This window comes from Corynebacterium sp. A21 (genome assembly GCF_052266655.1).
Taxonomy (GTDB): Bacteria; Actinomycetota; Actinomycetes; order Mycobacteriales; family Mycobacteriaceae; genus Corynebacterium.
This window is the reverse complement of the sequence record NZ_JBQPQY010000001.1, coordinates 433,373-447,316: the sequence shown is the minus strand read 5'-3', so window position 1 is coordinate 447,316 and position 13,944 is coordinate 433,373. Positions and strand designations below refer to the sequence as shown.

Below are 13,944 nucleotides of genomic sequence, written 5' to 3'. Positions count from 1 at the left end.
GCCCAACCTGAGCCGAGGCAGGCTCGGCTGACACGCCGCTTCTCGACGCCCGCCCTATCCGAGGACTGTGGGATCTGCCGCCGGTACAGGATCCAGCGCCGGGTCCACCGCCGCACCAGGTTCCCGGGCCGCCCGGGCCTCATCCAGGGTGAGGAAGAAGCGGTCGGTGATGGCGGTGGCCGTCTCCGAACCGCCGCCCAGCACCACCAGAGTGGCGAACGCAATGTCATCATCACGGAAACCGGAGAACCAGGCATGCGAGCCCTCATTGATCTCGGCTTCGCCGGTCTTGCCGTAGATCTCGCCGCCGGCCTGCATCCCGGCCGCCGTACCGGAGGTGACCACCGAGCGCATCACCCGCCGCAGGTCCTCAATCACAGCGGAGTCCATCACCGGGACTTCTTCACTGACCTCGGTGACATGGCCGTCGATAAGCGTGGGCACCGGGGTGTGCCCGGCGGCGACCGTCGCCGACATCAGGGCCATGCCGAAGGGGCTGGCCAGGTCCAGGCCCTGACCATAACCGGCTTCGGTGCGGTCCAGCGGGGTTTCACCTTCGGGGATGGAACCGGTGACGGTGTCCAAGCCGGGAATGCTGTAGTTGATTCCCAGGCCGAATTGTTTGCCGGTGTCCTGCAGCTCACCAGGAGCCAGCTTCGTTGAGATATCGGCGAAGGTGGTGTTGCAGGAGTTGGCGAAAGCTGAGTCCATCGGAACATTGCCGAGACTGAACATGTTGTAGTTGATCACCGTGCGACCGTAGATGTCCATACTGCCGGGACAGGGCACGATAGTATCCGGGGTCAAGCCTTGACGCTGGAGACCTGCGGCCGCGGTAACCACCTTGAAGACGGAGCCCGGCGGGTACTGCCCCATCAGCGCGGCATTGCCATCCGCATCTGCTTTGTCCGTCTGCGCCACCGCGAGCACCTGCCCGGTTGAGGGGCGGATCGCCACCAGCATCGCCTTCATGTCCTGGCGGAGGTTCACCGCTTCCTCGGCCGCCAATTGGATATCCCGGTCAATGCCGATCTTCACCGCCGGTGCCGGCTGTGGCCGTTCATAGACGACGTCCTCATAGGTGGCGCCCTCCTGCGTGACCGTGGAGACCTTCCACCCGGCGGTCCCCTCCAGGTCTTCCGCGACGATAGTGCCCACCCTGGCCATAATGTCCGGAGCGAAGCCCGGTTCATTGGAGACCATCGCCGCCTCCTCATTGAGGCGAACCTCGGGGAGATCGGAAAGCTCCCGACCGATCAGGGGCCCCTGATTCTGCGGAACCGTGCCGACCGAGAAGTTCCCGGCAGCCCCCGCCAGATCAGCGCTCAGCGCCGCCGCGTCAATCTCGCGGACCGTCTCATCATGTTGATGCACGGCATTGACCGCCCCCGCGATCCGGGCGGCGGTACGGCGAGGATCCGTCATCCTGGTGGTGTCGACCAGAATTCGGTGCACCACCCCTGGACTGAGGATCTCCGCACCATCCGAGGTGATCACACTCGCTGACGGCGCGGGCACAGTACGCAGCTCCAGGTGCTGGTTCGCCCCCAATTTCGGATGAACCAGGGAAGGTTGCCAGCGCACCGTCCACTCCCCCTCCGAGCGGGTCAGTATCATATCCGCCTGGTACTCCAGTTCCCGGTCCCGGGGAAGGTCCCAGTTCATGGTGTAGCTGACGCGGGAGATATTCTCCTGGGAGCTGACCTCGCCCAACTCCACGGACAGCCCCTCCGCCTGCAGCCCGGCCACCGTATCATCGAGAACGGTGCGGGCCGCCCCGGCGTTGTCGACGTGGCCCATCGCGGCATCAAGATCGAACTCCGCCAGGGCCGCCAGGAATTCCTCCGCCACCGGCTGCGCAGCCGCGGGTTTCGGGGTGCAGGCCACCAGACTTCCGGCGAGAACCCCCATCACCATGAGTAGGGCCGAGGATTTCTTCATGTTGCGTAGGCTAACACCGCTGCCGACACCTGTCCGGGAGCAACACTTCCCCGGAGAAAAGGATTACCGCACAGGGGGCTTTCCGGGTGGGGCCGGAGCAGCTGACCCGGCCCTCGGGGCGTGTAGGGAAAGCCGAAGTGCGGTCCTCCACCTGACCGTATCCAGTCGGGGAGAACCGCACTATGGCGTGGTTGCCGGAGCTACCCGGCTACCAGTATTGCAGGAAATCTAGCGGGTAACCTTGACCTCAGCCTTGGTGCCGGAAATTTCCTCAAGTCCCTGCTCCTCGGCGATGCGCATGGCCTCTTCAATGAGTGTCGCCACAATCTGGGACTCCGGCACGGTCTTGATGACCTCGCCCTTGACAAAGATCTGGCCCTTGCCGTTGCCGGAAGCCACCCCGATATCAGCGTCACGAGCTTCACCCGGACCATTGACCACACAGCCCATGACAGCCACCCGGAGCGGGAATTCCATTCCCTCAAGGCCGGCGGTGACCTCCTCGGCGAGCTTGTACACATCAACCTGGGCGCGGCCACAGGAGGGACAAGAGACGATCTCCAACTTGCGCGGCCGCAGGTTCAGCGACTGCAGGATCTGGTCCCCGACCTTGATCTCCTCCACCGGGTCTGCGGAGAGGGACACCCGGATGGTGTCACCAATACCCTCCCCGAGGAGGGAACCGAAGGCCACCGCAGATTTAATGGTGCCCTGGAAGGCTGGGCCGGCCTCAGTGACGCCGAGGTGCAACGGATAGTCGGTCTTGGCCGCCAGCTGACGGTAGGCCTCGACCATGATGACCGGATCATTGTGCTTGACGGAAATGGCGATATCGCCGTAACCGTACTCCTCGAAGAGGTTGGCCTCCCAGATCGCGGACTCGACGAGTGCCTCCGGAGTGGCCTTGCCGTACTTGTCCATGATGCGCTGATCCAGGGAACCGGCGTTCACACCGATGCGGATCGGAATACCGGCGTCACCGGCCGCCTTGGCGACTTCCTTGACACGGCCGTCAAACTCCTTGATATTACCCGGGTTCACGCGGACTGCGGCACATCCGGCCTCAATCGCCGAGAAGATGTACTTGGGCTGGAAGTGGATGTCCGCGATCACCGGGATCGGGGACTTCCTCGCGATGATCGGCAGCGCCTCGGCATCAACGGGCATGGGGCAGGCCACGCGGACGATGTCACAGCCGGCGGCGGTGAGCTGGGCGATCTGCTGCAGGGTCGCATTGATGTCATGGGTCTTGGTGGTGGTCATCGACTGCACGGAGACCGGGTGGTCTGACCCCACTCCGACGCTACCGACCATGAGCTGCCGGGTCTGACGACGCGGGGCAAGGACGGGCGGCGGGGCGGCGGGCAGTCCGAGTCCGATGGGCATGGACACAGTTATCGCTCCTAGCTGGGTGCGGCCGGGGGTAAGGCCGGTCACGGCCATGATCTAACGGGTTCTTTTCAACTATAACGAGCTTACACCTGCAGAAGTTCCCGACCTCACCCGGTGTTGACCCATTTCTCAAGGTCAGCGGGCATGTGGCCGAGGACTCAGCCGAAGAGTCTGATGGGGTTAACCACATCGGCGATGATGATGATCGAACCGAGACTCAACATCAGGGCCGCCACACCCACGGTGATGGGCATCAGCTTGGTGTAGTCGGCAGGGCCAGCGGCCGGTAGGCCGCGCAGTCGGCGGAAGAAGTCACGGATCTTCTCATAGAGAACCACCGCGATATGCCCGCCATCCAGCGGCGGCAGCGGGACAATGTTGAACAGCGCCAGGAAGAAGTTCAGGCTGGCCAGCATCATGAAGAACAGCGACCACAGCGATCTTTCGACGAGCTCGCCACCGACCCGGGAGGCGCCGACCACGCTCATCGGACCCTCCATATCGCGCTCGGCGCCGAAGATGGAGGCCACGACGCCGGGGATCTTGGCAGGCATGGCGATCAACGCATCCACGGTGGCATCCATGGTCTGACCGGTGAAGGCTGCGGTGGCGGGAATGGCCTCGAGCGGGCCGAACTGCTTCATGGCATCCTCGATCGGCGCGCTGGACAGGCCGATGGCACCCGCCACGACCATCCCACCCTGCGGGCTCATGCGTTCCACGGCAGCAACCTCGACCGCAATATCGAGAATCTTCCCCTCGCGATCCACCGTCAGTGTGACGGTCTCCCCGGGCAGCGTGAGCACTTCATCACGCAGGTCAGCGAAGGTCTCCAGCTCCGCCCCATTGAGCGCCAGCAGCCTGTCACCTGATTGGACACCGGCATCACCGGCAGGGCCGACTCCGGAGCAATCCGCGATCTGGGTCTCGGAGAGCTGGTCGGAGACACAGAGGGTCTCCCCGACCCTCGGGGTAGTGTCAGCATAGGGATTCGGGATGCCCGAGAAAACAGCCACCAGGTAGAGGATCACGAAGCCGACCACGACATTCATGAACACGCCGCCCAGCAGCACGATCACCCGCTGCCACCATGGTTTATTGACCATGGCGTGCGGGGCTTCCTCCGGAGTCACCTCATCCTGGGCGGTCATTCCCGCGATATCACAGAAACCACCGAGCGGAATCGCATTCAGGCCGTACTCGGTCTGGCCCTTCTTCACTGACCAGATCTTCGGACCGAAACCGATGAAGTAGCGTCGGACCCTCATCCCGAAGGCCCGTGCTGTGAGCAGGTGCCCCAGCTCATGCAGCGCGATGGTTACCGCGATACCCAGTGCGAATAAAAAGACGCCGAGCAGGTATGCGCCCACGCCACTCTCCTAGCAGATTTCTTGGAATGTACCGGTCAGACTCTAGCGGCTGCGCTGCGCCACGAGTTGATTCGCCAGTGCCCGCGCCGCCGCTTCGGTGACCAGAATGTCATCGACGCTTGAGGGTACACCAGCAAACTGTGAAGCCGACCCGACCACTTCGCCGACGATATCGACGATCTCCGGGAAGTGAATTCGGCCACCCAGGAAGGCGGCGGCGGCCTCCTCATTCGCAGCGTTGTAGACCGCCGGGAAGGTACCGCCGCGGGTGGCGACGTCGCGGGCCAACTGCACCGCGGGGAAGGCGGCATCGTCAAGAGGTTCGAAGCGCCAGTCATGCGCCAGGCTGAAATCTAGCGCGGGCTGGGCGCCAGGCACCCGGGCAGGCCAAGCCAGGGCGTGGGCGATCGGGAGCTTCATCGAAGGCGGCGAAGCCTGGGCGATGGTCGCGCCATCGGTGAAGGTAACCATGGAGTGGATGATCGACTGCGGGTGGACGGTGACATCAACATCAGCGGCATCGATGCCGAAGAGCAGGGTCGCCTCAATCAGTTCCAGTCCCTTGTTGATCAGAGTGGCGGAGTTCAGGGTGTTCATCTGCCCCATCGACCAGGTGGGGTGTGCGGCCGCCTGCTCCGGGGTGACATCCCACATCTGTTCCCTGGTCCAGCCCCGGAACGGACCACCTGAGGCAGTCAACACCAATCGGTCCACCTCGGCGGGAGTACCCGAGCGCAGGCACTGGGCCATCGCAGAATGCTCCGAGTCAACCGGGATCAACTGCCCCGGCTGCACCCGCGCCATCACCAGGTCTCCGCCAGCGACCAGGGATTCCTTATTTGCCAGTGCCAGCACCTCACCGGCTTCGATAGTGGCCAAGGTGGCTGCCAGACCGAGCGAACCGACCAGGGCATTGAGGACGGTATCCGCCGGAACCTCGCGAACCAGGTGCTCCGCGGCAGCTACCCCGCTGATCACCGGGCCACCGAGGGCCCCGGAGATCTGCTGCGCAGCAGCCTCCCCGGCCACGGCCACCTGGCCGGGACTGAGGTTAAGGCGGCGGGCCTGCCGGATGATCAGCTCAGGATCTGAGCCCCCGGCGGCGATGCCGACCACAGTGAACTGGTCGGGGTTGTCGGCGATGACCTCGAGGGCCTGAGTGCCGATGGATCCGGTGGAACCGAGTATCAGGATGCGCTTGCTCACCTGTTCATTCTTGCATCTACTCCGGGCCGGGGCGGGATATGGTCTCTCTCCGAACCTTTGGGGGGTGTCCTTGTCGCACCCCAGCTACGAATGTGCAAAGATACGGGTAAGTGTTTTGTACGAAAATCCCTGGCCTCCATCCGGAATCCTGACGAATTTCCTCGTCAACGACCCGGGGGAGGCGCGTATGAAGGAGATGAACGTGGCTGGTTCCCACGAAATCGCGCCCGAGGTTCACAACGGCGTATCCACCCTCGATGAGCCCTCGGCTGCCTGGGGCTGGCATGGAATGAGTAAGTCCGCCATCCAGATCGCCGGCTGGATATCTGTGCTCTTCCTGCTGGGCTTCAACTTCGGTAACCATGAGGGTCATGTTGAGACCATCTGGCTGCTCGCCATCGCCGCTCTCATGGCGATCGGTCTGCTGATCCACCTCTTCGAGCCCAAGGGTAACCAGGTCCGCACCCTGACCGGTAAGAACAAGCCGGTCGGCCACCATGAGCCGGACTGGAGCTACCAGCAGGCCACCCTTTCGGGCCCCTACGCTGAGCTCAAGGATTCCGAGCTGCGTGCCCTGAACATCGAGCCTTCTCGTGTCCAGCACCTGCGTGTCCTGCCGGAGGGTTCCACCGCAGCCAAGTAAGTAGGCTCGCGGATCCCCTCGCGCACGATCTAACTGCCCTCCCGGCATACCGGGAGGGCAGTTCTCATGCCCAGGCGAAGGGATGGGACAAGGCAGCGGGTAGGCCAGGTGAGTCCTGAGCAACTCCATCACGGGGAACTGCTCACCACGGTGCCGCCGGCGCGAGCGTACTTGCGCAGGATCCGCTGGATCATCTGACCCGATACCGGATCGACCTGATCTCCAGGTTGTGCAGCAGCGCGGCAACCATTGATCATCGCGGTCTTGCCGGCGCCATTGGGGTCAACGATGCGGTAGATCGCGTTGCGCGAGAATATCCAGCCTGAGGCGATCTACCGCTACCCACTGGTTAAAGGCCTTGCCCAGACCACCAACCGCCCCTGCACCCGGACCTCCGGGTCTGGGTGCAGGGGCGGCAGATGAGGGGTGGGAGATCCTTTCGCCGTTCGACGGTCCGTGGCGCCACCGCTCTAGGCTCTCCCCCGACGACGCCGGACTGAACGCGGCGCCGTCAAGCACATGGTGCTTTTAAGCGGACTGCGGCTCGCCTTCGGCGGCCAGCTGGCCACATGCCGCCGAAATCTCATCACCCTTGGTGTCACGGACCGTGCAGGTCACGCCCTGGGCGATGACACGCCGAACGAACTCATTCTGACGCTCCTTCGGGGACGCATCCCACTTGGAACCCGGGGTCGGGTTCAGCGGAATAAGGTTGACGTGCACCAGCGGGCCAAGCGCCTTATGCAGCTTCTTGCCCAGCAGGTCCGCACGCCAGTCCTGATCATTGATGTCGCGGATCAGCGCGTACTCAATGGAAACGCGGCGGCCAGACTTGTCCGCGTAATAACGCGCGGCATCCAACACCTCGTCCACCGACCAGCGGTTGTTCACCGGGACGAGGGTATCGCGCAGCTCATCATCCGGGGTGTGCAGGGAGACCGCCAGGGTCACGGACAGCTCTTCATCGGCGAGCTTGCGGATCGCCGGCGCCAGCCCCACCGTGGAGACGGTGACATTGCGCTGGGAGATACCGAACCCCTGAGGGCTCGGCGAGGTGATCTGACGTACCGCAGAAACCACCCGCTTATAGTTGGCCAACGGTTCACCCATGCCCATGAACACGACATTGGACAACCGTGACCCCTCGGCCTCCATCGTGGCGGCGGCCGCACGGACCTGGTCGACGATCTCCGCGGTGGAGAGGTTACGGTCCAGTCCACCCTGGCCGGTCGCACAGAAAGGGCAGGCCATACCGCAACCAGCCTGGGATGAAATGCACAGCGTCGATCGCTCGGAGTAACGCATGAGCACTGATTCCAGGAGGATGGAATCATGCAGCTTCCAGAGGGTCTTCTGGGTGTCACCGTTGTCGGTCTCAACCACCCGCACCGGAGTCATCAGTGTCGGGAAGAGCGCCGCCTGCACCTTTTCACGGGCAGCAGCGGGAAGATCGGTCATTGTCGAGGGGTCAGCCTCGAAACGTCCGTAGTAGTGACGCGCGATCTGATCCACCCGGAACTTGGGCAGTCCAAGCTCAGTGACAGCGGTAATACGCGCTTCGGGGTCTAGGTCGGCGAAGTGTTTGGGAGGCAGGCCGCGCTTCGGGGCCGCGAATTGCAGTTTTACAGGTTCAGCCATGGTATGCACCATCATGTCATGACTGGTACACCGTTCCCGAATTGTTAGGTGAAACAGCGCCCAATCTGTGGCGAATTCGATTCCCGGGGGCTTAGATGGGACATATGACTAACCACGAAGCCGTACCAGGCGCTACTCCCCGCGATGAGAGTCAGCTCGCAGAGCCGGGCTTCCCAGATCCGGCTCACCCTGCCCCGGAAGCCAGTTCCCTTCCGGCGGTGCGGCCCGAGGACACCTCGATCGATGCTGCGGAAACCCCCGCCAAGAAGAAGCCCCGCAAGGGCAAGCGGACGGCCACCCCAGACGACAAGGTCAAGAGCTCACTGGCGGGGAGCACCTGGGTCGCGCTGATCGCCGGGCTGTTGCTGCTCATCCTGCTGATCGTATTCATCCTGCAGAACCAACATCAGATCGCGTTGAATCTCTTCGCCTGGTCCTTCCAATTCCCGGCTGGCATCGGCTACCTGATTACCGCCATCGCCGGTGGCCTGATTGTGGCCATGGTCGGCATGGTCCGGATGATCGAGTTGCGCCGCCAGGTGAAGAAAGCCCGCCGACAGGCACATTAACCACCGAGGTTGGGCACAGGTGTGCACAGAGCCGGGGAGCAGAGGTGAACTGCTCCGGGGCTCGTCCGGCCTTGTGCAGCGGTGTTGTGCGGCGGGCGGGGGTTTTCATCGGGGGCTGAGGCTGGCGTCGAAAAACCTCCGGAAAAAGACTCTCCCGGGCAAGAGCCCGCCCAGTTTCTGGGCCGGAAACTTTGTGCTTTCCTAGCCGCCGATAAAGCTGAGAATCAGCCAGGTGACCATCGCGGCGGGCAGCATGCCATCGATCCGGTCCATCATCCCGCCGTGTCCGGGCAGCAGGTTCGACATGTCCTTTATTCTCAGTTCACGTTTGAACTGCGACTCCACCAGATCCCCGAGTGTCGCGCAGACCACCAGCCCCAGGCCGAGAAGTGCACCGAGCCACCAATAATGATGCAGCAGGAAATGCACCGCCAAAGAACCCGTCACCATGCCGAAAACGACGGAACCCGCAAAACCTTCCCAGGACTTCTTTGGGCTGACCGCCGGAGCCATCGGATGCTTGCCAAAGCTCACTCCAGCGACATAGCCACCAATATCCGAAGCGACCACGCAAAGCATGAAGGTGATGATGTAGAACCCACCAGCCACGCCATTGCCCTCAATCAAGGAGAGCATCGCGGCAAAGGAACCGAACATCGGGATCCAGGTGAGTACGAAAATACCGACCGCGGTATCACGCATGTAGTTCTGCGGCGGGGAGTTTCGACCGTGGTGGAACAAACGGCCGACCATCAATGCCAGCACACCGGTAACATAGGCAGCCACCAGGCCGGTGGTGCCAAATGGCCAGGAAGACCACAACATCGCCTGCCCCATGATGATCATCAAGGTCCGGGGGATGACGAAGCTGCCCTCACGCAGTCGGGTACATACCTCCCAGGTGGCCAGCGCCAGGGCCACCGCAACCAGCAGGTACCAGGCAAATGGTCCAACCAAAACCGCAATCAGAACGAGTGCCCCGAGAAGAGCGCCCACCCCGATCGCAGCCTTGAGATCACGTCCGGCGGAGTTCTTCGGTTTCGGGAACCGCCTCGCGCCGATGCCCGCAGTTGCTTCACTCAACTGGACCCTTTCCTGAAAACTCTTCCAGCGGGAAACTCTTCCCCGGCGGGGCCGCAGTAACAAAGAAAGGCACGGCCGCCCGTATCTAACCGGTTAAACCGGTATGTTCCCCCAGATCTTAATCAAAGATTATGGAAAACTCGGGCAGGCTGTGCCTACAATAGTCGGGGAAACTTTTATGGATCCCCCATCCTGGAGCCTCTGGGAGTGATGGAGTTAGACCTCCATCAGCTCCTTTTCCTTACGCTCGACGACATCATCGACCTGGCTGATGTAGCCCGTGGTGACCTTGTCCAGCTCCTTCTCGGCAGCCTGAATCTCATCCTCGCCAGAGTCGCCATCCTTCTGCAGCTTCTTCAGCTGCTCCATGCCCTTACGACGGACGTTACGGATGGCGATCTTACCGTCCTCCCCCTTACCCTTGGCCAGCTTGACCATGTCCTTACGACGTTCCTCGGTCAGCTGCGGGATGGTGACACGCAGAACCTGGCCATCGTTGGTGGGGTTGACACCGAGATCTGAGTTACGGATAGCGGTCTCAATCGCGCTCATCGAGGTCATCTCGTAGGGCTTGATGATCAGCATGCGCGGTTCCGGCACCGAAATGGTGGCCATCTGAGTGATCGGGGTGAGAGCACCGTAGTACTCGGCCACGACACCGTTGAACATGGCTGGGTTCGCACGTCCGGTGCGGATGGTCATCAGGTCCTCACGGGTGTGCTCGACGGTGGCACCCATGCGCTCCTCGGACTCGAAAAGGATCTCATCAATCATGTCAGTTAATTCCTTGTCTGCTTCACGTTGTCAGGAACACACCGGCGGCCCGGAATCCCTGACCAGTGCCGATCAGGGACGCCGAGCACACCGAAATGCAACTACTGGTCCAAATCTATCAGGAACGCACCAGGGTGCCGATGGGCTCCCCGGACACAGCCTTGGCGATATTGCCCTCGGTGAGCAGATTGAACACCATGATCGGCATATCGTTATCCATGCACAGGCTGAAAGCGGTGGTATCCGCAACCTTCAGGCCCTTCTCAATCACCTCACGCGGGGTGACCCGGGTGTAGAGCTCAGCATCCGGGTTGGTGCGCGGATCAGCAGAGAAGACCCCGTCCACGGCCTTGGCCATCAGCAGCACATCGCAGCCGATCTCCAGGGCACGCTGTGCGGCGGTGGTGTCGGTGGAGAAATAAGGCATGCCCATGCCAGCACCGAAGATGACCACACGGCCCTTCTCCAGATGACGGGCAGCGCGCAGCGGAAGATAAGGCTCCGCGATCTGGGCCATGTTGATGGCGGTCTGGACGCGCGTCTCGACGCCCGCCTGAATCAGGAAGTCCTGCAGGGCCAGACAGTTCATCACGGTACCGAGCATGCCCATATAATCCGAGCGCGCACGATCCATGCCACGTTGCTGCAGCTCGGCACCGCGGAAGAAGTTCCCGCCGCCGATGACCACGGCGACCTCGGTACCACCCTTGGCCACATCAGCGATCTGGCGGGCCACATTCTCCACGACATCCGGATCAATGCCGACTCCGCCTCCGCCGAACATCTCACCGCCCAGCTTGAGCATGACCCTCTTATAGCCGGGGTTCTGGTCGCTTTCAGGGGAGGTTGTCACGTTGGGCACTCCTTTGTGTAAGGCAGAAGAGAAGACACTTCAGCTTCCGGGCCGTCCCAATGTTGGCTGGGATTATGCTCCCGGAAATTTCGTCTTAATCCTACCGTGAGTACCCGACCAACCTCCGCACCGACCACACCGAGCCGGTGGAGTGACCGCCGAAGGCCACAAATCCAGATCAGGGATTCAGTTGCGTGACGACGTCCCCAACCCCCGCAGGCCGAGGGCGTGTGCGGCTTGTCGCACGCTCGTGCCGTTACAGACCAAGTCAGTCAAGGCCAACTTGTCGGGGTCGGTTAATAAGTGGAGCGGGCCGTGGGTGATCATGGAGGTTGCTCCCTGGATATCTCAGGGTATTGCAACGACTCATAGAATCCGCCGGCGGGCCAGAAACGCCGAAATCCCCGGATCAGCAGCAAACTGCGATCCGGGGATCAGGTTTCCGAAAGTTACTTCCGGGAACTTTAATCCAGTGTCAGAACTGGATATCAGGCGTAATTACGCCTGGCCGACCTCGAAGCGGGCGAAGGCGGTGACGACGACGCCAGCCTCATCCAGCAGAGCCTTGACGGTCTTCTTGCTGTCAGCCACGGAAGCCTGCTCCAGCAGGACGTTCTCCTTGTAGAAGCCGTTCAGGCGACCCTCAACGATCTTCGGGATAGCCTGTTCCGGCTTGCCCTCGTCACGGGTGATCTGCTCGGCGATGGAGCGCTCCTGCTCAACAACCTCAGCCGGAACAGCTTCGCGGTTCAGGTAAGAAGCCTTCAGAGCGGCAACCTGCATGGCAGCCTGACGAGCAGCGACCTGAGCCTCTTCACCGGCACCGGTGTAAGCAACCATGACGCCGACTGCCGGGGGCAGGTCAGCGGAACGCTGGTGCAGGTACACGGCGACGTTGTCACCCTCGAGGGTGGCAGCGCGACGCAGCTCGAGCTTCTCGCCGAGCTTGGCGGAGAGCTCCTGTACAGCCTGCTCAGCGGTCTGACCAGCGACATCAGTGGCAGCCAGTTCCTCCGCGGAGTTAGCCTTGGAAACAGCAGCAGCCTCGGCGATCTTGGCGGCGAATTCCTTGAACTCAGCGTTCTTGGCCACGAAGTCGGTCTCAGAGTTGAGCTCAATCATGGTGTTACCGGAAACGGCAACCAGACCCTCAGTGGCATTGCGCTCAGCGCGCTTGCCCACGTCCTTGGCCCCCTTGATGCGGAGCAGCTCAACGGCCTTATCGAAATCGCCGGTGGACTCCTCAAGAGCCTTCTTGCAATCCATCATGCCGGAGCCGGTGATCTCGCGGAGCTTCTTGACGTCTGCAGCAGTGTAGTTCGCCATGATTCGGGCGATCCTCCTTTAGTAGGAATATTCTTCGTTGGAAAGCGTACTCGACACTTCCAGTCCGTGCTGGCAACCCGCATAATCGAGCGAGCCGGTGTCGTTATAACTTCCCGATATAGATGGGAAAAGCCCCCACGTTCCCATCAACCCTCCCGGCACCCTGAGGTTCCGATCGAGTCGTGGGTTCATGGGGGCCTAGGTGGCCTCACCTGGGTCAGGCCACCGGCAAGCAGCAACTATTAGTTGGTTGCTTCGTCCGACTCTGCCGGAGCCTCAGTTGCAGCCTCGGCCGGAGCCTCGGTAGCAGCTTCTGCGGACTCAGCGACAGCCTCGGCGTCCTTCTCCGCAGACTCACCAGCAGCGTCCTTGGCAGCAGCCAGCTGACGCTCCTCGCGAGCCTGCTTGCCCTGTTCCACGGCGGTGGAGATCACGCGGGAAAGCAGAGCGGTGGAGCGGATTGCGTCATCGTTGCCCGGAACCGGGAAGTCGACGACGTCCGGATCACAGTTGGTGTCCAGAATGGCGACAACCGGGATGTTCAGCTTGTGAGCCTCGCTGACAGCGATGTGCTCCTTGTTGGTATCGATGATCCAGAGTGCGGAAGGCACCTTGGTCATATCAGCGATACCGCCGAGGACGCGCTCCAGCTTGGTGCGCTCACGGGTCAGCATGAGGATTTCCTTCTTGGAGCGACCCTCGTAGCCATCCTCAGCCTCGTCCATTGCCTGCAGTTCCTTCATGCGGTGCAGGCGCTTGGAGACGGTCTGGAAGTTGGTCAGCATACCGCCGAGCCAACGGTGGTTGACGTAGGGCATACCGACGCGGGAAGCCTCGGTAGCAACGGCCTCCTGGGCCTGCTTCTTCGTGCCAACGAAGAGAACACTGCCGCCGTGGGCAACAGTCTCCTTGATGAACTCGAAGGCCTGATCGATGTAGGTCAGGGTCTGCTGCAAGTCAATGATGTAGATGCCGTTACGGTCGGTGAAGATGAAACGACGCATCTTCGGGTTCCAACGACGGGTCTGGTGGCCGAAGTGGACACCGGCATCGAGAAGCTCGCGCATGGTTACGACTGCCATGGGATGCTCCCTTTCTGTAGTTGTGCTTTTGGTTTTCGGAAAGTGTATGGGTTTTGGAGTTGTCCCA

Annotated in this window: 12 protein-coding genes and 1 pseudogene; 2 read left to right on the top strand and 11 right to left on the bottom strand. The window is 61.9% G+C overall.

The annotated features are described in order from the left end of the window. Positions 1–54: 54 nt before the first annotated feature. The 4 genes from ACTU46_RS02005 to dxr all read right to left on the bottom strand — a co-directional run bounded on the left by ACTU46_RS02005 (position 55) and on the right by dxr (position 5,909). A complete protein-coding gene (locus ACTU46_RS02005) occupies positions 55–1,941 on the bottom strand; it encodes a penicillin-binding transpeptidase domain-containing protein (protein ID WP_443378430.1) in 1,887 nt (628 codons plus the stop codon). Between the two features lie 228 nt (positions 1,942–2,169). Further along, the gene (ispG, locus tag ACTU46_RS02000; protein WP_443379392.1) at positions 2,170–3,327 is read right to left on the bottom strand and encodes a flavodoxin-dependent (E)-4-hydroxy-3-methylbut-2-enyl-diphosphate synthase; all 1,158 of its coding nucleotides are present in this window, start codon (positions 3,325–3,327) and stop codon (positions 2,170–2,172) included. Positions 3,328–3,491: 164 nt separating this feature from the next. Beyond that, positions 3,492–4,703, bottom strand: coding sequence for a M50 family metallopeptidase (locus ACTU46_RS01995; RefSeq protein ID WP_443378428.1), 1,212 nt, complete (start codon positions 4,701–4,703; stop codon positions 3,492–3,494). A 42-nt stretch (positions 4,704–4,745) separates the two neighbouring features. Further along, positions 4,746–5,909: a 1-deoxy-D-xylulose-5-phosphate reductoisomerase gene (dxr, locus tag ACTU46_RS01990; protein ID WP_443378426.1), complete on the bottom strand. Its 1,164-nt coding sequence runs from the start codon at positions 5,907–5,909 to the stop codon at positions 4,746–4,748. A 202-nt stretch (positions 5,910–6,111) separates the two neighbouring features. Between dxr and ACTU46_RS01985 the strand changes: the two genes are divergently transcribed. After that, positions 6,112–6,552, top strand: a complete 441-nt coding sequence (locus tag ACTU46_RS01985) for a DUF2631 domain-containing protein (protein WP_443379390.1) — start codon at positions 6,112–6,114, stop codon at positions 6,550–6,552. A gap of 134 nt (positions 6,553–6,686) precedes the next feature. Here the strand turns inward: ACTU46_RS01985 and ACTU46_RS01980 are convergent. Next, a pseudogene (locus ACTU46_RS01980) lies at positions 6,687–6,782 on the bottom strand (ABC transporter ATP-binding protein); the annotation flags it as partial. 298 nt (positions 6,783–7,080) lie between these two features. Next, complete coding sequence (gene rlmN, locus ACTU46_RS01975; RefSeq protein WP_443378424.1) at positions 7,081–8,190, bottom strand: 23S rRNA (adenine(2503)-C(2))-methyltransferase RlmN; 1,110 nt, start codon at positions 8,188–8,190, stop codon at positions 7,081–7,083. A 104-nt stretch (positions 8,191–8,294) separates the two neighbouring features. Here rlmN and ACTU46_RS01970 point away from each other — a divergent pair, with 104 nt between their 5' ends. Beyond that, positions 8,295–8,759: a LapA family protein gene (locus ACTU46_RS01970; RefSeq protein WP_443378422.1), complete on the top strand. Its 465-nt coding sequence runs from the start codon at positions 8,295–8,297 to the stop codon at positions 8,757–8,759. Between the two features lie 201 nt (positions 8,760–8,960). Here ACTU46_RS01970 and ACTU46_RS01965 read toward each other — a convergent pair whose 3' ends face one another. The 5 genes from ACTU46_RS01965 to rpsB form a co-directional block, all read right to left on the bottom strand. Continuing rightward, positions 8,961–9,842 carry a phosphatidate cytidylyltransferase gene (locus ACTU46_RS01965; RefSeq protein WP_443378420.1) on the bottom strand — a complete coding sequence of 294 codons (882 nt, stop codon included), beginning with the start codon at positions 9,840–9,842 and terminating at the stop codon, positions 8,961–8,963. A gap of 216 nt (positions 9,843–10,058) precedes the next feature. Beyond that, complete coding sequence (gene frr / locus ACTU46_RS01960; RefSeq protein ID WP_443378418.1) at positions 10,059–10,616, bottom strand: ribosome recycling factor; 558 nt, start codon at positions 10,614–10,616, stop codon at positions 10,059–10,061. Between the two features lie 118 nt (positions 10,617–10,734). Next, positions 10,735–11,421, bottom strand: coding sequence for a UMP kinase (pyrH, locus tag ACTU46_RS01955; protein WP_443379387.1), 687 nt, complete (start codon positions 11,419–11,421; stop codon positions 10,735–10,737). A gap of 546 nt (positions 11,422–11,967) precedes the next feature. Further along, positions 11,968–12,795 (bottom strand): translation elongation factor Ts, encoded by an 828-nt coding sequence (gene tsf, locus ACTU46_RS01950; protein WP_443378417.1) that lies wholly within the window; start codon positions 12,793–12,795, stop codon positions 11,968–11,970. Positions 12,796–13,037: 242 nt separating this feature from the next. Continuing rightward, the gene (gene rpsB, locus ACTU46_RS01945) at positions 13,038–13,877 is read right to left on the bottom strand and encodes a 30S ribosomal protein S2 (protein WP_443378415.1); all 840 of its coding nucleotides are present in this window, start codon (positions 13,875–13,877) and stop codon (positions 13,038–13,040) included. Between the last annotated feature and the right edge of the window lie 67 nt (positions 13,878–13,944).